The organism is Pseudorhizobium tarimense, assembly GCF_022968135.1.
GTDB lineage: Bacteria > Pseudomonadota > Alphaproteobacteria > Rhizobiales > Rhizobiaceae > Neorhizobium > Neorhizobium tarimense.
On sequence record NZ_JALJRA010000010.1, the window covers coordinates 120,701 to 146,588 of the forward strand.

General features: G+C 61.3%; 15 protein-coding genes. 8 read left to right on the forward strand and 7 right to left on the reverse strand.

What is annotated here, in order from left to right; all coding sequences use genetic code 11:
• Positions 1-7 precede the first annotated feature (7 nt).
• The 5 genes from MUU54_RS13720 to MUU54_RS13740 all read right to left on the reverse strand — a co-directional run bounded on the left by MUU54_RS13720 (position 8) and on the right by MUU54_RS13740 (position 5,404).
• Positions 8-862: a dipeptide ABC transporter ATP-binding protein gene (locus MUU54_RS13720; protein ID WP_247244576.1), complete on the reverse strand. Its 855-nt coding sequence runs from the start codon at positions 860-862 to the stop codon at positions 8-10.
• Entirely contained in the window at positions 859-1,713 is an 855-nt protein-coding gene (locus tag MUU54_RS13725) for an ABC transporter ATP-binding protein (protein WP_247244577.1), read from the reverse strand. The genes MUU54_RS13720 and MUU54_RS13725 overlap by 4 nt, the downstream gene beginning before the upstream one ends.
• A gap of 2 nt (positions 1,714-1,715) precedes the next feature.
• Complete coding sequence (locus tag MUU54_RS13730; protein WP_281433330.1) at positions 1,716-2,639, reverse strand: ABC transporter permease subunit; 924 nt, start codon at positions 2,637-2,639, stop codon at positions 1,716-1,718.
• A gap of 12 nt (positions 2,640-2,651) precedes the next feature.
• Positions 2,652-3,656: an ABC transporter permease subunit gene (locus tag MUU54_RS13735; RefSeq protein WP_247244578.1), complete on the reverse strand. Its 1,005-nt coding sequence runs from the start codon at positions 3,654-3,656 to the stop codon at positions 2,652-2,654.
• A gap of 152 nt (positions 3,657-3,808) precedes the next feature.
• On the reverse strand, positions 3,809-5,404 hold the full coding sequence (locus tag MUU54_RS13740; protein WP_376742094.1) for an ABC transporter substrate-binding protein: 1,596 nt from the start codon (positions 5,402-5,404) through the stop codon (positions 3,809-3,811).
• A gap of 496 nt (positions 5,405-5,900) precedes the next feature.
• Between MUU54_RS13740 and MUU54_RS13745 the strand changes: the two genes are divergently transcribed.
• The 7 genes from MUU54_RS13745 to MUU54_RS13775 all read left to right on the forward strand — a co-directional run bounded on the left by MUU54_RS13745 (position 5,901) and on the right by MUU54_RS13775 (position 14,007).
• Positions 5,901-7,334: a M20 family metallopeptidase gene (locus MUU54_RS13745; RefSeq protein ID WP_247244579.1), complete on the forward strand. Its 1,434-nt coding sequence runs from the start codon at positions 5,901-5,903 to the stop codon at positions 7,332-7,334.
• An 89-nt stretch (positions 7,335-7,423) separates the two neighbouring features.
• Complete coding sequence (locus MUU54_RS13750) at positions 7,424-8,782, forward strand: aspartate aminotransferase family protein (RefSeq protein ID WP_247244580.1); 1,359 nt, start codon at positions 7,424-7,426, stop codon at positions 8,780-8,782.
• Between the two features lie 73 nt (positions 8,783-8,855).
• Positions 8,856-10,313 (forward strand): cardiolipin synthase, encoded by a 1,458-nt coding sequence (cls, locus tag MUU54_RS13755; protein WP_247244668.1) that lies wholly within the window; start codon positions 8,856-8,858, stop codon positions 10,311-10,313.
• Between the two features lie 53 nt (positions 10,314-10,366).
• Positions 10,367-11,206, forward strand: a complete 840-nt coding sequence (locus tag MUU54_RS13760) for an endonuclease/exonuclease/phosphatase family protein (protein ID WP_247244581.1) — start codon at positions 10,367-10,369, stop codon at positions 11,204-11,206.
• Positions 11,207-11,275: 69 nt separating this feature from the next.
• Positions 11,276-12,709, forward strand: coding sequence for an aldehyde dehydrogenase family protein (locus tag MUU54_RS13765; RefSeq protein ID WP_247244582.1), 1,434 nt, complete (start codon positions 11,276-11,278; stop codon positions 12,707-12,709).
• 41 nt (positions 12,710-12,750) lie between these two features.
• Positions 12,751-13,722 carry a threonine ammonia-lyase gene (locus MUU54_RS13770; RefSeq protein WP_247244583.1) on the forward strand — a complete coding sequence of 324 codons (972 nt, stop codon included), beginning with the start codon at positions 12,751-12,753 and terminating at the stop codon, positions 13,720-13,722.
• Between the two features lie 144 nt (positions 13,723-13,866).
• Entirely contained in the window at positions 13,867-14,007 is a 141-nt protein-coding gene (locus MUU54_RS13775) for a hypothetical protein (protein ID WP_247244584.1), read from the forward strand.
• A gap of 32 nt (positions 14,008-14,039) precedes the next feature.
• Here the strand turns inward: MUU54_RS13775 and MUU54_RS13780 are convergent, their stop codons facing one another.
• The gene (locus MUU54_RS13780) at positions 14,040-15,176 is read right to left on the reverse strand and encodes a M20 aminoacylase family protein (RefSeq protein ID WP_247244669.1); all 1,137 of its coding nucleotides are present in this window, start codon (positions 15,174-15,176) and stop codon (positions 14,040-14,042) included.
• Between the two features lie 349 nt (positions 15,177-15,525).
• Between MUU54_RS13780 and MUU54_RS13785 the strand changes: the two genes are divergently transcribed.
• Positions 15,526-24,048 (forward strand): glycoside hydrolase family 94 protein, encoded by an 8,523-nt coding sequence (locus MUU54_RS13785; RefSeq protein ID WP_247244585.1) that lies wholly within the window; start codon positions 15,526-15,528, stop codon positions 24,046-24,048.
• A 53-nt stretch (positions 24,049-24,101) separates the two neighbouring features.
• On the opposite strand, the gene MUU54_RS13790 is transcribed toward MUU54_RS13785, so the two are convergent.
• Positions 24,102-25,871 (reverse strand): glucan ABC transporter ATP-binding protein/ permease, encoded by a 1,770-nt coding sequence (locus MUU54_RS13790; RefSeq protein ID WP_247244586.1) that lies wholly within the window; start codon positions 25,869-25,871, stop codon positions 24,102-24,104.
• Between the last annotated feature and the right edge of the window lie 17 nt (positions 25,872-25,888).

The following is a 25,888-nucleotide window of genomic DNA, read 5'->3' on the forward strand; positions in this document are numbered from 1 at the left end:
TCATCTATCAAGCAGCGCTTGCCGCCTTCTTGCGAGCCACGCGGGCACGGATGGATTCAACATCCGCCCGTGGCGTCGCTGCAAACAGGGAACGCGTGTATTCGTGCTTGGGGTCGGAGAAGACCTCGTCGCGCGTGCCGTACTCTACGGCCTCGCCGAAGTACATAACCATGACTTCGTCGGCGATGTAGCGGACGACGGAAAGATCGTGGCTGATGAAGACATAGGTCAGGCCGAACTCGTCCTGCAGGTCTGCAAGCAGGTTCAGGACCTGTGCCTGGACCGAAAGGTCGAGGGCAGAGACCGGCTCGTCGAGGACCAGAAGCTTCGGGTTCATCATCAGGGCGCGCGCGATCGCGATGCGCTGACGCTGGCCGCCCGAGAACATGTGCGGGTAGCGGTTGTAGTGCTCCGGGCCCAGCCCGACCTTTACCAGCATCTCGTTGGCGCGCTCGCGGCGTTCCGCAGCCGAGATCTTGGTGTTGATCAAGAGCGGCTCGCCGAGAACGTCGCCGATCTTCTGGCGCGGGTTGAGCGAACCGTATGGGTTCTGGAAGACGATCTGAACCTTCTGGCGCATCTCGGGCGTCAGATGGCCGGGGCGGGTGTCGGTCTTCTCACCGTCGATGATGAGATCACCAGAGGTCGGCTCATCGATGAACGTGAGCATACGCGCAAGGGTTGACTTGCCGCAGCCGGATTCGCCCACGATCGCGAGCGTTTTGCCGCGTTCGAGCGAGAAAGACACGCCCTTGACCGCATGGATGATCTTCTTCGGCTTGAACAGCCCGCCGGGAAGCTCGTAGTCGCGCTTGATGTCGCGCACTTCAAGCATGGTGTTGCTTTTCTTGATCTCGGTCATGCGCTTGTTCCCGCAGGTTCGGGGGTGCCATCGAAATACTGAGAGACCGTCGTGAGGCGGTCACCGGTCGCATTTTCGGGCAGCGCCGCAAGCAGGGCCTTGGTGTAATTGCTCTTGGGGTTCTCAAAGAGGGAAAGCACGTCGGCCTCTTCCATCTTCTTGCCCTTGTACTGCACGACCACGCGATCGGCGGTCTCCGCCACCACGCCCATATCATGGGTGATCATGATGAGGCCCATGCCGTTCTTGGCCTGCAGCGACATCAGAAGGTCGAGGATCTGCTTCTGGATCGTCACGTCAAGCGCCGTGGTCGGCTCGTCGGCAATCAGAAGCTTCGGGTCGCAGGCGATCGCGATGGCGATCATGACGCGCTGGCACTGGCCGCCGGACATCTGGTGCGGGAAGTGGTTGAGCCGCTCTTCCGGATTGGGAAGACCGACCTGGCGGAACAGCTCGATTGCCCGTTCGCGCCGTGCCTTCTTGTCCAGCCCGAGGTGGATGCGCAGCACCTCCTCGATCTGGAAGCCGACAGTAAAGCAGGGGTTGAGGCTTGCGATCGGCTCCTGGAAGATCATCGCGATGTCCTTGCCGATCAGCTTGCGCCGTTCGGACGCGCCGATGTTCTGGATGTCACGACCTTCAAACAGCATGCGGTCTGCGGTGATCTTCGCGGTCCAGGGCAAGAGACCCATGACGGCTAGCATGGCGACCGACTTGCCGGAGCCGGATTCGCCGACGATCGCCAGCACTTCGCCGGAATTGACCGACATGGAGACGCCGTCCACGGCGCGGAACCAGCCGGATGCCGTCTCGAACTCGACGGTGAGGTTATCGATTTGCAGAAGCGCCATGATCAGGACCTCTTCAGTTTCGGGTCGAGCGCATCGCGCAGGCCGTCGCCCATCAGGTTGATAGCCAGAACCGTGATCAGGATCGCAAGACCGGGGAAGGTCACCACCCACCAGGCGCGCAGGATGAACTCGCGCGCTTCGGCGAGCATGGTGCCCCATTCTGGTGCTGGCGGCTGGGCGCCCATGCCGAGGAAGCCGAGGGCGGCTGCGTCGAGGATGGCGTTGGAGAAGGAGAGCGTCGCCTGGACGATCAGCGGTGCCGTGCAGTTCGGCAGGATCGTGCGGAACATCAGGCGAAGCGGGCCGGCACCGGCAAGGCGGGAGGCTGTGACGTAATCGCGGGTCTTTTCCGTCATGACGGCAGCACGCGTCAGGCGCACGAAGTGCGGCTGCAGCACGAGGGCGATTGCGATCATGCCGTTGATCAGGCCGGGGCCGAGGATAGCAACGAGCACCAGCGCCAGAAGCAGCGATGGAAAGGCGAGGATGATGTCCATCAGGCGCATGATCGCCGTATCCAGCCAGCCGCGGTAGTAACCTGCGATCACGCCGATCAGGATGCCGCTCGTCAGCGAGAGCGTGGTGACGAAGACGCCGATGAACAACGAATACTGCGCGCCGTAGATCAGGCGAGACAGGATATCGCGGCCGACTGGATCGGTGCCCAGGAGATAGCTGATATTGCCGCCCTCCAGCCACGCCGGCGGGAGGAGGACCGCATCGCGATACTGCTCGAAGGGCGAGTGCGGGGCGACGAGCGGCGCGAAGATCGCAATCAGCACCAGTGCGACGAAGACATAGAGCCCGATCACCGCGCCGCGATTTTCGGAGAAGTAGAACCAGAACTCCCTGAGCATCTTGCGGCGTAGTGCTGCGCTCGACAGTGCTTCCGGGGAGTTGTCGATATCGGTGATAGTATCGGCCATGGGATTATCCTCTTAGTGGCGGATACGCGGGTTGATCAGGCCGTAGAGCAGATCAACGATGAGGTTGACGAACATGATGATCGCCGCGATCAGCAGCAGGCCGCCCTGGATGACCGGATAGTCGCGCCGGAAAACGCTGTCGACCATCCACTTGCCGATGCCCGGCCAGGAGAAGATCGTTTCCGTCAGGATGGCGCCGGCGAGCATTACTCCGATCTGCAGACCGATCGTGGTGATGACCGGGATCATGGCGTTGCGCAGCGCGTGAATGCCGACGACGCGGAACGGCGAGAGGCCCTTAGCGCGTGCGGTGCGCACGTAATCTTCCGACAGCACTTCAAGCATGGCCGAGCGCGTCTGGCGGGCGATCACCGCGAGCGGGATCGTCGCCAGGACGATGGACGGCAGCGCGAGGTGGCTGAGCGCAGACATGAAGGCGCCCTTCTGGCCGGACAGAAGCGAGTCGATCAGCATAAAGCCGGTTACCGGCGGGAAGAAGAACATCAGCGAGATGCGGCCGGAGACCGGTGTCCACTGAAGGATGCCGGAAAACAGGATGATCAGCAGCAATCCCCACCAGAAGATCGGCATGGAATAGCCGACAAGGGCAATGCCCATCAGGGACTGGTCGAAGATTGATCCGCGCTTAATCGCAGCGATCACACCCGCCGGGATGCCGATCAGGACGGCAAGGATGATGGCGCAGAGGGACAATTCCACGGTGGCCGGAAACAGTGCCAGGAACTGGTCGAGGATCGGCGTCTTGGAAACGATCGAGGAGCCAAAGTCACCAGTCACGACACCGCCGAGGTAGTCGAAATACTGGATGACCAGAGGTCGGTCGAGCCCAAGCTGGGCGCTGATCTGCGCATGACGCTCTGGCGACATGACACGTTCGCCAGAAAGCAGCGCGACGGGATCGCCGGGGAGAAGGCGGATAAAGGAGAAAGAGATGATCGAGACCCCGATAAAAGTCGGGATCAGAACGGCGAAACGCCGCAGGAGAAAGCCGAACATAGGAAACCTTTTTGTCCCTTGAGCCAAGGCAGGCTTTGGACCCCGCTCATGGCGCTTGAAGTGGTTTCACTTCATTTTTTTCTGGCGCTCATAAAGCAAATGCCGCGGGAAACGCAATGTATCCCGCGGCAGATTTTATCGGTCAGGTGCCGTTACTCGGAGATATCGACGTTCTCGAACGTGAAATCGCCGAGCGGGCTCTGCACGAAGCCGGTGACTTCCTTGCGCATCGGAACGATCGACAGCGAGTGGTCGAGTGTCGCCCAAGGAGCTTCACGCTTGAACACGACCTGGGCCTGTTCATAGAGTTCGGCACGCTCTTCCTGGTCGGAAACCGTCTTCGCCTTCGTCACGAGCTCGTTGAACTCCTCGTTGCACCACTGCGCGCGGTTGTTGCCGCCGACGGCGTTGCAGCCGAGCAGGGTGTCGAGGAAGTTGTCCGGGTCGCCGTTGTCGCCGGTCCAGCCGAGCATGACGGCACCGTCGCGGTCCTTCGCCTTCGAGCGGTCGAGGTATTCGGCCCATTCGTAGGAGACGATCTCGACGTCGACGCCGATCTTGGCGAAGTCGTCCTGGATGATTTCGGCAGCGCGACGTGCGTTCAGCATGTACGGACGCGAAACCGGCATCGCCCAGATCTTCATCGACAGGTTTTCGACGCCTGCGTCCTGAAGCATCTTCTTGGCGGCTTCGAGGTCGTACTCATCTTCCTCGACGGCGTCATTGTAGGACCACATGGTCGGCGGGATCGGGTTCTTCGCCGGCGTTGCCATGCCTTGGAAAACGGCATCAACGATTGCCTGCTTGTTGATCGCCTTGTTGAGCGCCTTGCGGACCTCAACCTTGTCGAACGGAGCCTGGGTCGTGTTGTAAGCGAGGTAGGCAACGTTCAGGCCTTCCTGCTCCATAACGGTCAGGCTGTCGTCGGAACGCATGGACTCAACGTCGGCTGCGTTCGGATACGGCATCAGGTGGCATTCGCCAGCCTTCAGCTTCTGGTAACGAACGGCGGCGTCCGTGGTGATGGCGAAGACGAGGTCATCGATCTTCGGCGCGCCACCCCAGTAGTCGGCGTTCTTGGCGTAACGGATGACGGCATCCTGCTGGTAGCCGACGAAGGAGAACGGACCGGTGCCGAGCGGCATCTGGTTCAGTTGCTCCATCTTGCCCTCAGCCTGCAGCTTGTCTGCATATTCCTTCGACATGATCGAAGCGAACGGCATCGCCAAGTTGGCGAGGAAAGGAGCTTCCGGACGGTTGAGGACAAACTTCACCGTCATGTCGTCAACCTTTTCGATCGACTTGATGAGGTCCGGGAAGCCCATGCCGGCGGCATATTCCCAGGAAGTGCCCGGAACGTACTGGTTCCACGGGTTTTCTGCATTGATCTGGCGGTCGATGGAGAAGACCACGTCGTCAGCGTTCATCTCGCGGGTCGGCGTGAAGAAGTCCGTGGTGTGGAACTTGACACCCGGGCGCAGCTTGAACGTGTATTCGGTGCCATCGTCGGACACGGTCCAGCTTTCGGCAAGGCCGGCAACCGGCTTGGTCGTACCCGGCTCGAACTCGAGCAGGCGGCTGTAGACTGGATGGGCGGATGCATCGAAGGTGGTGCCGGCGGTGTAGAGGCCGGGGTCGAAACCTTCCGGAGAGCCTTCGGAGCAATATACGAAGGTCTTGGCGCTCGCCGCACTTGCGAAGAACGTCGCCGACAGTAGGGCTGCGGCTAGAACAAGTTTGTTTTTCACGGGCTTTCTCCCAGTTAGGCGGTCTGGATGTTACCTGACCGACCGGTACTACGCCGATACGTGCCAAGGCCCGTACCGTTTGTCGTTCGGCGTCTCGTTGGCCGCGGCAGGATACCGCCGCTCACCGAGCAGCCGTCTCAGGGCAGGTTGCGGACGTGCCGTCTCCGACCCCGGATCAGCATTTCCGACCGCGCACAGTCGGACATTTTACCTGTGCTATGCATCTTAGAAGAAAAACCTCAGGATGCTTCTCAATTCTCTGAAATTTTGTCGCGGGGACATGATTTCGCGAAAATTGTGCGTAGGCAGCGGCGGCGGAGCATAACGATTAGATCGGACTTGTCGAGATGCCTTGAGAGCGGCGGACGGGAAGGGTAACCGGTTTGCTAGCGCGGCTTTGCGCATTCTCGTACTTCCAGAAATAGGCGCTTTGCGGAGCAACGCGAATGCAAGTACGTTCCTCGCGTCGATGCAATGCAGCAAAGGGAGTGACTTCATGGCGATTAGCAACTCCAACCACCCTCCGGTCTGGGACCTGGTTGATGCGAAGAAGGAGGACTTCTTCGCGTTGAGCAACCGGGTGTGGGAAACGCCTGAGACCTGCTACATGGAAACGCAGTCTGCGGCTGCGCATCGCGAGATGCTGGAGGCGCAAGCCTTTCGGATCACGGAGAATGTGGCCGGTATCCCCACGGCGTTGATCGGCGAGGCGGGGGAGGGCGGACCGGTCATCGCGTTCCTCGGAGAATACGATGCGCTTGCGGGTCTCAGCCAGAAGGCTGGTGAGACACGACATAAGCCGCTCGTTGCGGGGGCAAACGGCCATGGATGTGGCCACAATCTCCTCGGTTCAGCTTCGCTCCTCGCTGCGACGGCGGTGAAGGACTGGCTGGAACAGACGGGCACTCCCGGACGCGTCCGCTATTACGGATGCCCGGCCGAGGAGGGGGGCGCAGCCAAGGCCTTCATGGTGCGCGCCGGAGCCTTCGATAGCGTCGACATCGCAATCAGCTGGCACCCGAGCAATTTTGCCGGCGTCCAGCGCGAAACCTCGCTTGCGAACTGCCGCATCGACTTCGAGTTCACGGGGCGTGCGGCCCATGCCGCGGCGGTGCCGGAACTAGGGCGCAGCGCACTCGATGCCGTCGAACTGATGAGCGTTGGGGTCAACTACATGCGCGAACACATGCCGTCGGAGTGCCGGATCCACAATGCCATTCTCGATACGGGGGGCATCTCGCCAAACGTCGTGCAGGCCTATGCCAAGGTGCGTTATGTCGTCCGCTCCCCCGATCTCGCCGGCCTGCTGACGCTGATCGAGCGGGTGAAGAAGGTGGCCGAAGGTGCAGCCCTGATGACGGAGACAAGCGTCAAGAGCACGATCCTTGCGGGCGTTTCAAACCTCGTCGTCAACACGCCGCTGATGGACGTCATGCAAGGCATCTGGGAAAGCCTCGGCCCACCGGCCTTCGATCAGGCTGATATTGAGTTCGCCGAAGAGATCCGCGCCACCCTTATGCCTGAGGACATTGCTGCGAGCTGGAACCAGGAGCGGCTGGAGCCGAGGGACATCCCGCTCGCCGACTTCATCCTGCCGCCGCACAACGAGATCCGCCAGATGGGCGGATCCACGGATGTCGGCGACGTCAGCTGGGTCGTTCCAACCGTCCAGGCTTATGGTCCGACGCTGGCGGTCGGCACGCAGCTGCATACCTGGCAGGTCGTGGCTCAGGGCCAGAGCGCGCTGGCGCATAAGGGTATGGCTGCAACAGCCAAGGTGATGGCGGCTACAGGGATCGCTGCCTTACAGAGCCCGGAGCTTCGGGAAGCAGCGTGGGCTGATCTGAAGCGGCGCCACAAGGGCCAGGTCTATCGAAGCCCCATTCCTGAGGGAGCCGAGCCTCCCGTTGCCGCGATGACCTCGAAGTAACAGCAAGAATATCTTCCGCCGCAAACGGAAGCTGACGCCGGGCGTGCGTCCGGCTATGACTGTGCAGCGCATTCCAGAAGGAGACCACCGTGACCGTTCAGCCCAATTCCGTCGAGGCTCGTGACCAGGCCTATCAGCTGCACTCCTACACCAATGCCCGCGCACTGGAGCGCGATGGGGCGCTGGTGATCGAGCGAGGCGAAGGGGTTCACGTATACGACAACAACGGCAAGCAATATATTGAAGCGATGTCGGGGCTCTGGAGCGTAGCGGTCGGTTTCGGCGAACAGCGGCTTGTTGATGCCGCGACGCGTCAGATGGCGAAGCTTCCCTACTACCACACCTTCACCGGCCGCACCCATGGCCCCTCCGTCGATCTTGCCGAAAAGCTGATCCAGATGGCGCCGGTGCCGATGTCGAAGGTCTATTTCACCAATTCCGGTTCTGAGGGCAACGATACCGCCCTTAAGATGGTGTGGTACCGGTCGAACGCCCTCGGCAAGCCGGAGAAGAAGAAGGTGATCTCGCGGGTAAAGGGCTATCACGGCGTAACCATTGCCAGCGCCAGCCTCACCGGCTTGCCGAACAACCACCGCTCATTCGATCTGCCGCTCTCCAACATCCTGCACACGACCTGCCCGCATTATCGTGCATTCAAGCAGGAGGGGGAAACGGAGGAAGCTTTTGTCGCCCGCTGTGCGCAGGAGCTGGAGGAGCTGATTCTTGCCGAAGGGCCGGAGACGGTTGCCGCTTTCATCGGCGAGCCAGTAATGGGTGCCGGCGGTGTCATTGTCCCGCCTGCAGGCTATTGGGATGCGATCCAGGTGGTGCTGCGCAAATACGACGTCCTGCTGATCGCCGACGAGGTGATCTGCGGGTTCGGGCGCACCGGGGAGATGTTCGGCACGACGACCTTCGGCCTGCAGCCGGACATCATGACGGTGTCGAAGCAGCTGTCGTCATCCTACCAGCCGATCTCGGCGCTGCTGATCAACGAGCGCGTCTACGGACCGCTGGCTGACGAGTCGAACAGGATCGGCACCTTTGGGCACGGCTACACCGCCAGCGGCCATCCGGTGGCTGCTGCCGTCGCGCTTGAGAACCTTGCGATCATCGAGGAGCGGGATCTTGTCGGCAATGTCAGAAATCTCAGTCCGCTGTTCATGAAGCGGCTGAAGGCGCTCGAGGAGCATCCTTTGGCGATCGAGGCGCGCGGTATCGGCCTCATCGGCGCTCTGGAATTGAAGCCACGCGACGGTTTCGCCGCCGGTCAGCTCGGCCCGAAGTTTGCGGCGCTGATGCTGGACAAGGGCGTGATCGGGCGTGCGATCGGCGACAGCATCGCGCTTTGCCCGCCGCTGATTGTCACCGAGCAGCAGATCAACACGATCTTCGATACATTCGAAGCGTCGCTGGATGCATTTCAGGCTCAGCTAAGCCAGGCCTGAAATTCGCGACATTGGCTGCGGGATCGCCCGCGGCCAATTGTTGGCGGTAACTCAGGGCCTATATCTTGGCGCCATGCTGATGTTGATCGAGCCATATTGGCCCCATGTTCTCTTCGTGCTTTCGCTCCTGCTCGGGGCGACGGCGGCTATTCACGCCGCCATGACCAAGGAGGAGGTGCGCTCTGCCATCGGCTGGGTCGGCATCATCATCCTGTCTCCGATTATCGGAGCGCTCCTCTACTTCATTGCGGGAATCAATCGCATCCGCAGGAGCGCCATCAGCGACCGGCGCTTCATGCTGGGCCATGTGCGCGATCACTTCGAGGCATATGATGCGACGAATGGGATGGTCGCGGAGCGTTTCGGCGAGCGCTATGCAGCGATGAAGGTTCTGGGCGACCGCGTTACGGAACACGACATCACCACCGGCAACAGCATCGATCTGCTGACGACCGGCGACGACGCCTACCGGGCAATGCTGACGGCGATCGATGAGGCCGAACGGTCGATCCTGCTCGAAACTTATATCTTCGATCGCGACCGGGTAGGGCAGCGTTTCGTGGAGGCCTTGACGGGGGCCGCGCGGCGCGGAGTAGCAGTGCGCGTTTTAGTCGACGCCGTGGGTGCGCGCTATTCCGTGCCGAGTGTGCTGGGCATGCTGCGCGACGGAGGCGTCACGGTGGATGTTTTCAACGGGAAGGTGATCATGGGGCTGCGGCTGCCCTACGCCAATCTGCGCACCCACCGAAAGATTCTGGTCGTCGATGGCCGCACGGCCTTTACCGGCGGCATCAACATTCGCGAAGGTTTCTCCGGCGAGCTGTTTGGCACCGACTGCGCCGTCGACACACATTTCCGGATCAGGGGGCCGATAATCGCGAATCTTTTCGCCATTGCGGCCGCGGACTGGCGATTCACCACCGGAGAGGATCTGCTGGGGGAACCATGGCAGATCGTGCCTCCTGCGAGCGAGCCGGGCGAGCCTGTAGCAATTCGTGCCGTCGCCTCCGGGCCGGACCGAAGCGTTGAGACCAATCATAAGATGCTGATGGGCGCCTTTTCCGTCGCCGGCCGCTCCATCCGCATCATGTCGCCCTACTTCCTGCCCGACCGCGAATTGATCACCGCGCTGATCACGGCCGCTCGGCGGGGGGTAGAGGTCGACGTGGTCGTGCCGGAGGCGAACAACCTGACGCTGGTCGATCGGGCGATGACGGGGCAGTTCGATCAGCTGCTGAAGAACTACTGCCGGATTTGGCGGGCGCCAGGCGCCTTCAACCATTCAAAACTGATGGCGATTGACGGCCGTTGGGCCTTTGTCGGCTCCTCCAACCTGGACCCGCGGTCGCTGCGGCTCAATTTTGAGGTCGATCTGGAGGTGATGGACGTTTCTTTCGCAAAGGAACTGGAACGAAGAATCGATATCGCCATTTCCTCCTCAACGCAGGTCACGCTGGAGCGCCTGCAGCAACGGCCGTTCCCGGCCCGACTTCTCGACCGTGTGCTCTGGCTCGGCTCGCCCTATCTTTGATCAGGATCAGGGCAGGTTCCTGCCACGCTTTCTAGAACTGCTGCCAGAGGACCATGAGGACAAAACGCGACAAACTCTCGGCCAGCATCATCGCATCCATTCGCGAACACAGAAGACGTGGCGGTGCAGCCGGCGGCGTGCCTTCGGAGGAGCCTGAGAAAGGCTTCCTCATTGCCTCCTACAACGTCCACAAGTGCGTCGGGGTTGACGGGAAGTTCGACCCCTACCGGACGAAGGAAGTCATTCGTGAGATAGGCGCGGACGTGCTTGCGCTACAGGAGGCCGACACGCGTTTTGGCGAGCGCCGTGGTCTACTTGACCTCGAATGGCTGCAGCGTGAAACCGGGCTTTCGCCGGTGCCGATCGCCGGGCTTACGAAGGCCCACGGCTGGCACGGAAACGTAATTCTCTTTCGTGAAGGTCTGGTGAGGGACGTCCATCAGGTCAAGCTACCCGGGCTGGAGCCTCGGGGCGCTCTGATCTCCGAACTCGAATTGAAAGGCGGTGGCGTGCTTCGAGTCATCGCGGCCCATCTCGGGCTGCTGCATCGGTCGCGCCACCAGCAGGCGCGGATGATCATCGATCTGCTTCGATCGCGCGCGGATCAACCGACTGTTCTGCTCGGCGACCTGAACGAGTGGCGGCTGGGCGATCGCTCCTCGCTCAACACGCTGACTTCTGTCTTCGGTTTGCCGACCGCGGTGGCGAGTTTCCCGTCCCGCCTGCCGGTGCTGGCGCTCGATCGGATCATGTCGAACCGGCCGGAGATCCTGGGGCCGGTCGCGGTGCATGATTCTGCCTTGGCACGGCTGGCCTCCGACCATCTGCCGATCAAGGCGCGCGTGCGCCTCGACGTGACAGCTGGCGTCGGCGATCCGGACCAAGATATTTAATCATACTATTGAACCGGGCTGCCCGACGTCGTAAGGCATGCCCCGACCGAACACAAAGAGGAGCTCACCATGACCATCTACCAAAACCTCATCGCCGGAGAATGGGTGGGTAGCGACGCCTCCAACAATATCAACCCATCCGACACCAATGACGTCGTGGGTTCTTACGCACAGGGCAGCGCTGACGACGCCAAGCAGGCAATCGCCGCTGCCAAGGCCGCATTTCCTGCCTGGTCGCACTCGGGCATCATGGAGCGCCACGGGATCCTGAAGAAGGCTGCCGACGAGATCGTGGCGCGCAAGGAAGAGCTAGGTAAGCTTCTCGCCCGCGAGGAGGGCAAGACCCTTCCGGAAGCAATCGGCGAAACGCTGCGCGCCGCGCAGATCTTCGATTTCTTTGCCGGCGAAGCACTTCGGCTCACAGGCGAGGTCGTGCCGTCTGCGCGCCCCGGCATCGGCGTGGAGATTACCCGTGAGCCGCTTGGCGTGATCGGCATCATCACCCCGTGGAACTTCCCGATCGCCATCCCGGCCTGGAAGATTGCGCCGGCCCTTTGCTACGGCAACACCGTGGTCTTCAAGCCGGCGGATCTCGTCCCGGGCTGCGCCTGGGCGATCGTCGACATCCTGCACCGGGCTGGCCTGCCGAAGGGCGTGCTGAACCTCGTCATGGGGCGCGGCTCTGTGGTCGGGCAGGCGATGCTGGATAGCCCGGATCTGGCCGGCATTACCTTCACCGGTTCCACCGGCACCGGCAAGCGGGTGGCACTCGCCTCGGTCGAGCATAACCGCAAGTTCCAGCTGGAGATGGGCGGCAAGAACCCGATGGTCGTGCTCGACGATGCGGATCTGAATGTCGCCGTCGAAGCAGCTGCCAACTCCGGTTTCTTCTCCACCGGCCAGCGCTGCACGGCGTCCTCGCGTCTGATTGTCACTGAAGGGATCCATGACAAGTTTGTTGCTGCCCTCACCGAAAAGCTGAAGACGCTGACGGTAGACAACGCACTAAAGCAGGGCACGCATATCGGTCCGGTCGTGGACGATAAGCAGCTCCAGCAGGACATGGACTATATCGAGATCGGCAAGAAGGAAGGTGCCAAGCTCGCCTTTGGTGGCGAGCGGATAGAGCGGGAGACGCCCGGTTTCTACCTGCAGCCGACGCTGTTTACTGAAGCAACAAACCAGATGCGGATTTCTCGCGAAGAAATATTCGGCCCTGTGGCAAGCGTGATCCGAGTAAAGGATTACGACGAGGCCCTGGCGGTCGCAAACGACACACCGTTCGGTCTCTCCGCGGGTATCGCCACCACCAGCCTCAAGTATGCGACCCACTTCAAGCGCAACTCCGAAGCCGGCATGGTCATGGTCAACCTGCCGACGGCCGGTGTGGACTTCCACGTGCCCTTCGGCGGCCGCAAGGCGTCTTCCTTCGGCCCGCGTGAGCAGGGGAAATATGCAGCTGAATTCTTCACTGTGGTGAAGACTGCCTATACGTTGCCGTAAACGAGAGGCGGCGGTCGTCGGCGCCTGACAAGGGATGCCCGATGGCCACGATTGAAATGATCGAAGCCGCACGCGACCGCTTGGCCGGTCGGGTGCGGCGAACTCCGCTACTTTCTTCGCCTTTTCTGAACGAGATCGCAGGGCGAAGGGTCCTCGTAAAGCCGGAATGCCTACAGCATACCGGCTCCTTCAAGTTTCGTGGCGCTTGGTCGGCCATTTCCCATCTTGCGCCGGACGTTCGCGCCCGTGGCGTTATCGCCTTCTCTTCGGGCAATCACGCACAGGGCGTAGCGCTTGCCGCGAAGCTTCACGGCATTCCCAGCGTCATCGTGATGCCTTCGGATGCTCCGCGCATCAAGATCGAGAACACCCGCGCCTACCGGGCAGACGTCGTGCTCTACGACCGAGCGACGGAAGATCGCGATGCGATCGGAGCCCAAATCTCGCAAGAGCGCGGACTGACCCTCATCCGGCCCTTCGACGATCCGCTGGTAATTGCCGGCCAAGGTACCGCCGGGCTGGAGATCGCCGAACAGGCTGCCGAAGAGGGGCTCGACGCAGCCGACGTTCTCGTGCCGACGGGCGGCGGCGGTTTTGCCTCCGGCATCGCCCTGGCGCTCGAGGCAAAAGTTCCAAGACTTCGGGTGCGAACATGCGAGCCGGAAGGCTTCGACGATGTTGCACGGTCCATCGCTGCAGGGCGGATTGAGCGGAATGCCAGCCATGCGGGCTCGGTCTGCGACGCCATTGTCACGCCGCAACCCGGCAACCTTACCTTTCCGATCCTCTCCCGCCTCTGCGGTCCGGGCATGGTCGTCACCGACCAGGAGGCTCTTCGAGCCGTCGCGCTTGCATTCCAGAGACTGAAGATCGTCGTTGAACCGGGCGGCGCCGTCGCGCTTGCTGCTGCGCTTTTTCACGGTGAGACGCTGGGTGATACGGTCATAGCCGTGGTGTCTGGAGGGAATGTCGACAGCAATGTTTTTGAAGACGCGCTGCGCCAGAAACCCTAACACGCTGGTGTTCAACCTTTCCGTCAGCGTTTACCTTTTGGTAGGATTTTTCACCGCCGGCGGCACCGGAGGATGGTTATCTCTACCAACTTAATAGAGATCAGCTAGATTCAAAGCCGAGATGTTGTTGCTCAGGAGGAAAGCATGCGGCTCAGCCTATCCGGTCAGCGGGTGTCCCTCCCACGGTCTGCTGCTTCCCGCCGGCTAGCGTTCGCCGGCCAGGCCGCACTCGTTGCGCTTGCCTTCGTCTTCCTCGCAGCCGTGACGTTCGGCCTGCTCGGATAATTTTCGCAGGCCGCCCGTCCGCCCCTAGGCTTTCACTGCGGAAGCCAAGCTTCGGCCAGTTCCACCCAAAGACTTACGCCAATCGGCAGCGCATCGTCGTTGAAATCAAAGCGCGGGTGGTGAAGCGGCGGGTCGCGATCCGATTTCCGAGTGCCCAGATAGAAGTAGCTGCCCGGCCGTTCCGCCAGCATGTAGGCGAAGTCCTCGCTTCCCATCATCGGCCGGGGCAGGTCGCGAACCTTATCTTCACCCACGATGCGTGCCGCGACCTCCCGGACGAAGTCCGTTTCGGCCCCGTGATTGACCGTGGGTTCGTAACCGCGTTCGTAGTCGATGGTGACGGACATCCCGTAGCTTGCAGCCTGCCCTTCTACCAGTGCGCGTAACCGCTTCTCCAGGAGGTCGCGGACGTCTGGATCGAAAGAGCGGATCGTCAGCAGCATCTCGGCTCGTTCCGGAATCACGTTGCTGGCTTGCCCGGCGTGGAATGCGCCGACGGTGACGACGGCGGAATCCACTGGATGCAGATTTCGCGAGACGACGGTCTGTAGCGCCATGATGATGCTCGCGCCGGCAACGACCGGGTCAGCCGTCTCCTGCGGCTCGGCACCGTGGCCGCCGCGCCCATTGACGGTGATGCGGCATTCGTCGACGGCCGCCATAACCGGCCCTTCCCGGACATAGATTTCTCCGAACGGCAGGCCCGGGTCGTTGTGAAGAGCGAAGACGGCGTCGCAGGGGAAGCGTTCAAACAGCCCATCCTCGATCATCAGCCGCGCGCCGCCGAAGTTCTCCTCCGCCGGCTGAAAGATCAGGTGGATCGTGCCGTCGAAGTTGCGGCGCTCCGCCAGAAGCTTCGCCGCCCCCAGCAGCATGGTCGTGTGGCCGTCGTGGCCGCAGGCATGCATGAGCCCCGGCGTCTGGCTCGCGTAGGCGGCGCCACTTTCCTCTTGGATGGGCAGGGCATCCATATCTGCGCGAATTCCGATCGACCGCTCGCCCGTGCCGTTGCGAAGGGTGGCGACGAGGCCTGTCTTCCCCAAGCCGCGCGTCACATCGTAGCCCATCGCCTCAAGCTTCTCCGCCACGAAGTCCGACGTCTTCAGCTCCGAAAGACCCAGTTCCGGATGCTGGTGGAGGTGGTGACGGATCGCCGTCAGCTCGGGCATATGGTTGGAGATCTGTACAGTCAACTGGTGCACCTCTTGGTGAACGGCTCTTGCGAAGGTTCTCTCACCCATAGCAACCCAGGCCGCAGGACGTAAGGCCGTTGCCGGCCGGAAATGTGCGAATCCGTTCAGCTGTCATTCAGAGTCGACAGGATAGGCGCAACGGTGGCATTTTCCGTCATCGCGTGGGCGCCAATTATTTGCAAAATTCGTACTTCCCTCTACTTCATCTTGTCGCGAAGGTCCTGCCGGCCTCTTAACGTCTGAATCAGCACAAGGATGAACGGGCTGGTCCTGAAGAGATCGCCTAAGCCAGCCCCGACGCCAGTCCAAGCCAGAAGCTGAACCCATGTCATTTCACAACACTCCGTCCACCCAGCCCCGTGATCCAGAAAGCAAGCAGGTCGACCATAACGACACGATCCGGGCGAGCTATCTTGCCAATGAGGAGTTGAGGGAGCTTGGGCTTAAGTTCGGGCGCGATGGGCTGCAGAGCCTCCCCGAATTCGCCGAATTCGAATTCTTTGCCCGGCACCGTTCCAACGACAAGGAAATCCTTCGGGTCTACCGGGCGGTCGCGGCAGACGTCGATGCAGGTGCGGCAATCACGCCGGCTGCGGAGTGGCTTCTGGACAACCATTACATCATCGAAGAGGCGATTCAGGAAGTGCGTCGCGACTTTCCGCGGCGTTTCTATCGGCAACTGCCTTGGGTGAAGGTCGGTAGCCATTCTATGCCGCGGGTCATGGCGCTGGCCTGGCTATATGTGGCGCATACCCACAGCACGATCTCGAAGGAATCCCTCGCCGCCATGGTAGAAGGCTTCCAGGAGACTGATCCGCTCCAAATCGGTGAGCTCTGGGCGCTGCCGTCCATCCTGCGGTTTGTCCTGATCGAGAACCTGCGGCGAATTGCAGTGCGCGTGGACCGGTCCCGCCGCATGCGCATCAAAGCAAACGATCTCGCCGATACGATCATCCGCCTCAACGACGAAACGGCAAGCGCAGGCGTTCTGAAGGATATGGAGCCGCTCGCCGCGGATCCGACTTTCACGACCCAGTTCTTCTACAGGCTGCGCAACGCGTCCCAGTCGTCAAATTTTGCCGTGGCATGGCTCGAGGAGCGCCTGGAGAAGGCAGGCACCGACGCCGAAGAGGTGATGATGGCGGAGCACAACCGCCTCGCCTCCGGCAATGTCACCGTGGGCAATATCATCAAGAGCCTGCGTGAGATCGATGACACGGAGTGGAGCGTCTGGTTCGAGGATGTGTCCCACGTCGACCGGATCCTGCGCGAGCACTCGGACTATGCTGAGCTCGATTTCGGTTCGCGCAACAGCTATCGCAGCCGGATAGAGCAGCTGGCCCGCCACTCTTCGAAGACGGAGATCGAGGTGGCGCGCAGGGCAATTGCGCTCGCTGCAGGCGCGCCAGAAGGTGAAGAAGATACCGGACGAAGCGATATTGGCGCATTCCTCGTCGGTCGTCGGCGCAGAGAGCTTGAAGCCGAGGTCGGATACAACCCGCCGTTCCTGCAGCGCTCGATCCGCCAGGTGCGGCGCCTCCAGTGGATGGCGATCGCAGGACCTGTGATCCTCCTTACGCTGCTTGCGATGGCAGTCGTCGGCTGGTTCCTTTCAGAAGCCGGCATGGGGGGGGCGCTTCTCGTCCTGTTCCTGTTCTTGTTCGCCCTGCCGGCGTCCGAGGGAGCAACTGGCCTTTTCAACACGCTCGTCACGTATTTCGTCAAACCTGCGCGACTCGTGGGTTATGAGTTCAAGGAAGGTATCCCCGACGACGCGCGCACGCTGCTGGTCGTGCCCTGCATGATCACCAGCAGAGACGTGGTTGACGAGCTTGTCCGGAACCTCGAGGTCCACTACCTCGCCAATCCCCGTGGCGAGATCTATTTTGCTCTGCTCAGCGACTGGAAGGACAGCTCGAGCGAGGAGACCGCCGCCGACCTCGATGTGCTCGAGTATGCCAAGTCCGAGGTTGCGGCTCTTAGCGCGAAGTATGCTTTCGACGACAAGCAGCGGTTCTACCTCCTTCATCGCCGCCGCCAGTTCAATCCGGGCGAAGGTGTGTGGATGGGCTGGGAACGCAAGCGGGGGAAGCTGCATGAGCTGAACCTTCTTCTGCGCGGTGACCAGGACACTAGCTATCTGCCCGGCGCAAATGCGGTGCCGGAAGGTGTCCAGTATGTAATGACGCTCGATTCCGACACGCGCCTGATGCGCGATGCGGTGACGAAGCTAGTGGGGAAGCTGCACCACCCGATCAACAGGCCGGTCCACGATGAGGATAGCGGCCGCGTGGTGGAGGGCTATGGCATCCTACAGCCGCGGGTGACGCCTTCCCTGACAACGGGTAAGGATGCCTCGGTCTTTCAGCGCGTCTTTTCGGTTGGTCGCGGCCTGGACCCCTATGTCTTCACCGTTTCCGATGTCTACCAAGACCTGACGGGGGAGGGCACGTTTACGGGCAAGGGCCTTTACCATGTCGACGCGTTCGAGCGCTCGATCAAGGGCAGGATCGACGAGAACTCGGTCCTCAGCCACGACCTGCTCGAAGGGTCTTTTGCCCGCTGTGCGCTAGTGACGGATGTTGAACTCGTGGAAGACTTCCCAACCCGTTACGAGGTGGAAGTGTCGCGCCAGCACCGATGGGCGCGGGGAGACTGGCAGCTCCTCCCTTATATCTTCGACCCTGCACGCGGTGTCACCGCACTTGGCCGGTGGAAGATGATCGACAATCTCCGCCGGTCTCTGACGCCGATCACCTGGTTCTTTGCGTCCGTGCTCGGCTGGTACTTCTTCGAGCCCCTTGGCGCTCTCGTATGGCAGATCTTCCTGATCTTCCTGCTGTTTGTCGCGCCGACCATGTCGCTTGTCACCGGCATCTTCCCGCGCAGCACTGATATCGTGCCCCGCGCCCACATCTACTCCGTCTGGTCCGAGATGCAGTCAGCCAATGCACAGGTGGCCCTGCGGATCGTCTTCATCGCCGACATGGCCTGCCTGATGACCGACGCCATCGGCCGCTCGATCTACCGCCTCTTCGTCAGCCGAAAGCAGATGTTGGAGTGGAAGACAGCAGCGAGCATCCAGTCCAGCGCGCAGGGGAGCCCATCGGATTATTATCGTCAGATGTGGCACGCGCCGGTCATCGCGATCTTCAGCCTGATCTTCGCTTCCATTCCCGGGGACAATGCCTTCCTCGTCGGCGTCCCTTTTGCGCTTCTGTGGGTCTTGTCGCCGCTCGTTGCGTGGTACGTCAGCCAGTCGGCCGAAACAGAGGATCGCCTGTTCGTTCCGGACGAGGTAGCAACCGAACTGCGGACGATCTCGCGTCGCACCTGGCGCTATTTCGACACCTTCGTTACCCCAGAAGACAATCACCTGCCGCCGGATAACTTCCAGGAGCAACCGGAGCCCGTGCTGGCGCGGCGGACTTCGCCGACGAATATCGGCGTCTATCTTCTGTCGATCATCTCTGCTCGTCAGTTCGGCTGGATAAGCTTTGCCGATACGATTGAGCGGCTGGAAAACACCATTGCGACAATCGACAAGATGGAGAAGTATCACGGCCATCTGCTCAACTGGTACCACACGGACACCCTTGCGCCGCTCGGGCCGCGATACATCTCCGCCGTCGACAGCGGCAACCTTGCGGGCCACCTGATCGCCATCTCCTCGGCGTGCCGATTGTGGGCGGAAGCGCCTTCGGCGCATCTGCAGGCGAGCCTCGACGGTATAGGCGATGTCGTCAGCATCCTGTCGGAGGCCATGGACAAACTGCCGGATGACCGGAAGATCGTTCGGCCACTTCGGCGCCGGTTGGTCGAGCGGATTGCCGGCTTCGGCAACGCTCTTGCCGCGGTCAAGCGGGAACATGAATTTGCGTCCATCCGAATCATCAACCTTGCGGTTCTGGCGCGGGACATCCAGAAGCTCGTCAACAATCTGAATTATGAAACAAAGTCTGCCCTCAGCGAAGAACTGACCTACTGGGCCGCTGAACTAGCCGAGGTTTGCGAAGCGCATATCTCCGACAGCGTCTTCGACCATTCCAATATCGAGCCCCTGCGTAAACGCCTCGTGGCGCTTGGAAACCGCGCCCGCGACATCGCCTTCTCGATGGATTTCACCTTCCTGTTGCGCAAGGATCGGCGGCTGCTCTCCATCGGCTACCGGGTGGACAGCAACGAACTCGACGAAGCCTGCTACGACCTGCTCGCCTCCGAATGCCGCCTGACGAGCCTATTCGCGATCGCGAAGGGGGATCTCCCGAACGAGCACTGGTACCGTCTCGGCCGGCAGGTGGTGCCGATCGGGGCTCAGGGTGCCCTCGTCTCCTGGTCAGGATCGATGTTCGAATATCTGATGCCGCCGCTTGTCATGCAGGAGCGTCAGGGGGGCATTCTGAACCAGACCAACAATCTTGTCGTCAAGGAGCAGATCAATCATGGTCGCCGGCTCGGTACACCCTGGGGGATATCGGAAGCCGCGTTCAATGCTCGCGATCACCTGCTGAACTACCAGTACACCAACTTTGGCGTCCCGACGCTCGGCCTCAAGCGCGGGCTTGGCCAGAATGCGGTGATCGCGCCTTATGCCTCCATCCTCGCCAGCCAGTATGACCCACTGGCCGCGATTGAGAATCTGGAGAAGCTGGAAGCGCTCGGCGCGTTGGGCCGTTACGGCTTCCACGACGCCGTCGACTTCACACCGACGCGCGTTCCCGCTGGCTCCCGCTGCGCGGTGGTCTACAATTACTACGCCCATCACCATGGCATGTCGATCGCGGCCCTTGCCAACGTGGTGTTCAACGGCTACCTGCGCGAACTCTTCCACGCCGACCCAGTGATCGAGGCTGCTGAGCTGCTTTTGCAGGAAAAGGCACCGCGCGACGTGCCGGTGATGAGTGCGAAGCATGAGGAGACGCCGGGCAAGGGCCAGTCGGAGCTGCTCCGGGCGGAGGTCCGGACCAGCGACAACCCTGCCTATAGGGACCGCGAGATCGCCCTCCTCTCGAACGGACACTACTCCGTGATGCTGACGGCGACCGGTGCCGGCTATTCGCGCTGGAACGGTCTGGTGGTCTCGCGGTGGAAGCCGGATGTGACGGAGGATCGGTGGGGCCAGTTCATCTTCCTGCGTGACACCGCAACCGGCGACTGGTGGTCGGCGACAGCCGAGCCACGACGGGCCCCGAGCGAGGTCAGCAAGACCCTCTTTGGCGACGACAAGGTCGAATTCCACAAGACCGTCGGCGATCTGTCGAGCGTGGTGGAGTGCCTGGTCGCGACGGAACATGACGCCGAAGGCCGTCGCGTGACGCTCCTCAACATGGGCAGCGAGGACCGGTTCGTCGAAATCACGTCTTATCTTGAGCCGGTCCTGGCGCTGGAAGATGACGACAATGCCCATCCGCTCTTCTCGCGGATGTTCATCCACACCGAGATCGGTCGCCGCGGCGACGTCATCCGAGCCTGGCGCAACAAGCGCAACCCGAGCGAGCCGGACATGATGGTGGCGCATCTTGCTGCCGATAACGCCGGCTCGGCGCGGCCGACTGAATTCGAGACCGACCGACGCAAATTCCTCGGCCGCGGACGCAGCCTGTGGGAAGCGGCAGCATTCGATCCCGAGGCGACGCTGTCCGGCACCGACGGCTTCACGCTTGATCCAATCATGGCGTTGAGACGCGTGGTGCGTGTGCCTGCAGGCAAGAAGGTCAGCGTGATCTTCTGGACGATTGCAGCACCAAGGCGGGAAGAACTCGATAAGGCGATCGAGCGGTATCGCCATGCAGACGCGTTTGCTCATGAGCTGGTTCAGGTCTGGACACGGACTCAGGTCCAGATGCGGCATCTCGGGATCACATCGCAGCAGGCGGCTGCCTTCCAGCATCTGGCGCGCTACCTGATCTATCCGGACATGCACCTTCGGGCTGATCCGGAGACGCTGCAGGCGGGGCTCCAGCCGCAATCCAACCTCTGGCCGATGTCGATCTCCGGTGATTTCCCAATTTTCGTCTTGCGGATCAACGACGAGATGGATCTGGGTGTCGCAAAGGAGGCTCTCAGTGCGCAGGAGTACCTCCGCTCGCGCGGCGTGACTGCCGATCTTGTGATCATCAACGAGAAATCGTCGTCATATGCGCAGGAGCTGCAGCATACGCTTGAGGGCCTCTGCGAGAAGCTGCGACGGAGTGGACAGGCAGAATCGGGGCGGCCACATGTGTTCGTCTTGCGCCGTGATTTGATGGAAGATGTCACTTTCGAAACGGTCATTGCTGCCGCGCGAGTGGTACTTCATGCCCGTAACGGCAAGCTCATCGATCAGATCAACCGCGCGGTTTCGCTGTTCTCCGTGTCGATTGGCAGCTCTGCCTATCAACGCCCGCTCCTCAGCTCCGGGCACTTTACCGGTGGAGATGAGATTGAAAGTTCAAACCTGGCGTTCTGGAACGGGTATGGTGGCTTTGACCGGGAGGGGGCGGAGTATGTTGTTCGACTACGTGGCGGACAGTGTACGCCTCAGCCCTGGATTAACGTGATCGCCAATGAGCGCTTCGGCTTCCACGTCGCGGCTGAAGGCGGTGGATACACCTGGGCGCAGAATTCGCGGGACTATCAGCTAACTCCTTGGAGCAACGACCCGGTCATCAACCGCCCGGTCGAAGCTTTCTATGTCGTGGACGCAACTTCAGGTGAAGTCGTGACGCCATTTGCGGCACTCTCTCCTGCCTCGCAGGCGATCTTCGAGGCCCGGCACGGGCTAGGTTACTCGCTCTTTTCGACCAGTGATGCAGGCTTGGCAGTCTCGCTGACGCAGACGGTGGATCGACAACGGCCCGTCAAGGTGTCAATCCTGAAGGTGCGAAACGGCGGCGACCAGCCCAGGCAGTTGCGCATCTATGGCTATGCGGAACTGCTGCTCGGCAACAATGCCAATCGCTCTCTTCCCTACATCATCACCAGCCATGACGAGGAGACGGGCGCGGTCCTGGCGAGCAACCGTTACAGCACCAGTCACCGACGGACTGCCTTCCTTGCCGCAAGCGAGCCAGCGTCAAGCTGTACCGCCAGCCGGCGTGATTTCATCGGTCGCTTCGGCTCGATCGCGACCCCTTCCGCGATTGCCGGAGGCGCAAGTCTGGCAGGGACTACCGGACTTGACGGCGACCCCTGCGCAGCACTCGCCTGTGATATCGAACTCGCGCCGGGCGAGGAAAAGCTCGTGACCTTCTTCCTGGGCGATGCTGCGGACGATGATCAGGCAGTTGGTCTGGTAAACGCTCTCAGGTCGGAAGACCCCGAGGCTATCCTTGAGGAGACCAAAGGCTATTGGCGTGCGGCGACCAACCGGTTGAAGGTGCAAACTCCAGATGCGAGCCTGAACTACCTGGTCAACCATTGGCTCCCCTATCAGGCTCTGGCCTGCCGGATCACCGCCCGGAGTGCTTTCTATCAGGCAAGCGGTGCCTATGGCTTCCGGGATCAGCTGCAGGACACGCTTGCGTTTCTGGCGCAAGACCCATCGCTGGCGCGCCGACAGATTTTGAACGCCGCAGCACGCCAGTTTCCGGAAGGTGATGTCCAGCATTGGTGGTTGCCGGAGACCGGTGCTGGTGTACGCACGAGAATATCGGACGACATCGTCTGGCTGGCGCACGCGGCGCACGAGTACGTCCGGGTCACGGGCGATGAGGCTCTGCTGGACGAAGAGCTGCCCTTCATCCTTGGGCATGCGCTTGAGGCCAAGCAGCACGACGCGTTTTTCGAGCCGCAGATCTCGGAGGAAACCGCAAGTCTGTACGAGCATGCCGCCAGGGCTCTCGATCTGGCGATCGAGCGGACGGGCCACCAGGGCCTGCCCCTGATGCTCGGCGGCGACTGGAACGATGGAATGAACCGCGTTGGCATCGGCGGCCGTGGATCGAGCGTCTGGCTGGGATGGTTCCTGGCTGGCACTCTGGAGGAGTTCAAGCGTTACGCGATCGCACGCGGCGACCAGACGCGTCTCGACCGTTGGTCGACGCATGTCGAGAAGTTCAAGCAGGCATTGGAAAGTGCTGGCTGGGACGGCGGCTATTACCGCCGCGGCTATTTTGATGATGGCTCACCGCTCGGTTCTGCGCAGAGCAAGGAGTGCCGGATCGATTCCCTGTCGCAGTCGTGGAGCGTGCTCTCCGGCGTCGGTAGCGAGGGGCGATCTAATGAGGCGATGGATGCCGTCCTTGCACAACTGGTGGATGAGAAGGAGCATATCATCCGCCTCTTCACGCCGCCCTTCTCAAGCACGCCTCTGGATCCTGGTTACATAAAGGCTTACCCGCCTGGGGTTCGGGAAAATGGTGGCCAATACACCCATGCTGCGACATGGGTTGTCTTGGCATTGGCGCAGCTCGGACGCGCCGAAGAGGCTTGGCGCTGTTTTCAGATGCTTAACCCGATCAATCATAGCCTGGATGCCGATGCTGCCGAACGTTACCGGGTGGAACCCTACGTGGTTGCCGCGGACGTCTATGGAGCGGGCAGCCTGACCGGACGCGGCGGCTGGACCTGGTATACTGGCTCGGCCGGATGGCTCTATCGCACTGCCGTGGAAGGCATTCTGGGCATCCGCAAGGAAGGCAACCGGCTGATGTTGAATCCTGCCCTGCCGGCTGAGTGGGCGGGTTTCTCGGCGGAGATCGCGATCGATAGCGTGCACTACGCGATCGAAGTGACGAGAAATGCCAACGGTGACCCCGTCGCAAGTGTTGACGGGCATGTTGTCGGGCCTGAGGGTATCGCGATGCAATCCGCTTCGCTCTCTCCAGTTCTGGAACCGCTGAGGTCTGACTACGGCGCGTTATGTTGAACAGCAAAAAAGGCCCGCTTCTTGGCGAGGCCTTTTTGCTGCGGTCACGCAAGTCATCCGGACACGGCCTCGGGCGTCTTGTCCGTGGGTGCATCATCCTCCTGCAGGATGCCGCTTGCCTTCAGCAGCGAGGTGAAGCGTCCGCCGCTTATGCTCAATTCGTCGAATGTGCCCATCTCGATGATGCGCCCGTTGTCGAGGAAGATCACCTTGTCCGCGTCGCGGATCGTCGACAGCCGATGCGCAATGATGAAGGTTGTGCGGTTCTGGCGCAGACGGTCGATCGCGGCTTTCACGCGTGCCTCCGTTTCCACGTCGAGCGCGCTCGTGGCTTCGTCAAGCACGAGGATGGGTGCGTTCTTCAGGATGGCGCGGGCAATCGCGATGCGTTGGCGTTCGCCGCCCGACAGCTGGTTGCCGCGATCACCTACCGTGGTGTCGTAGCCCGTCAGCCGGCTTTCAATGAAATCCGTGGCAGCGGCGGCCTCTGCTGCGCTGATGATCTCCTCCTCGGTAGCATTCTCGCGACCCAGGCGAATGTTCTCGCTGATCGAGCGGTTCAACAGGCCCGCGTCTTGGAATACGGTAGCAATGGAGTGGCGAAGCGAGCGACGCGAGACTTTCGAAATGTCCGTGGCGTCGACCAGAATCTGACCCTCTCTTGGGTCGTAGACCCGCTGCAGCAGGTTCACCAACGTTGTCTTGCCGGCGCCGGTGGGCCCAACGATCGCGACCGTTTCGCCGGCGGCGGCGCGGAAGGAGATGTCATGAACCCCCTGTGACGTGGTCGCGAAGTCGAAGGACACATTCCGGAATTCGACGTCCCCCTTGACGTTCTGGAGCTCGGCGATGCCTGCGGGTTCTTCGCGTTCCTGCACCGCATCCTCAAGCATGTAGAAATCTTCGAGCTTCGCGCGGGCTTCGAAGATTTGCGTGACGAACTGCCGCATCTGGTCGAGGCGACCGATCAGGAGATTTGCAAAGCCGATGAAGGCGATCACGTCTCCGACCCTGAGTTCACCCTGCTGTACGAGGATGGTGCCGATGACAAGAATGACGAGCAGCGAGACGGTGGAGGCGGTGCGGTTAAGAGCACTCGCCAGCGCCCACCAGTCCAACACAGGATACTGCACCTTCAGCAGGTTTTTCGTGTAGTTCTTCAGCGCAAGCGTCTCCGCCTCGATCCGATTGTAGCTGTGCAGGACGGAGACATTGCTGATCGAATCGCTGACGTGTGAGAAGACGGTGTGGTAGTGACCTTCTACCGAGGCCTGCCCCTCTTTGGTCCTCTTCATCACCATCTTGCCGATGAACCAGTAGGCAACGCTCAGTGCTACCAGAACGGCGCTGAGGCGTACGTCCATCGAGAATGCCGTGGGGATAAGCAGAAGTAGTGCGACGGCCGTGGCGAGATGCGTGCGCATGAATTCCAGCCATAGGCCGAAGAGCGTCTCGGCAGCGCGCAACAGCGTGTGAAGTGCGTTGGATGTACCTCGCTGGTGATGCCAGGCAAGTGGCATCGAAATGATACGCCCGAAGGCTTCCGTAAGAAGGGACGCACGGCGCCCGTGCGCCAGACGATCCGCCTCCCGGGCGACGAGCACATAGGCGACGGTGTTAAAGACGCCGAAGCCTGCCCATAGCATCAGCACCGAGGCAACGTCCCCGTCGGAGGAGATTGCGTCGATGATACGACCGAACAGAATCGGTTCGGCAATGGTGATGACCGCCAGAATGATGTTGGCGACGACGACCACGCCCACGCGGAAACGCCTTTCGGACAGATAGCCGAGGGCTCTTGTATAGACTTGGAACAGCGTCACCTGGAGGAACCTTCTTA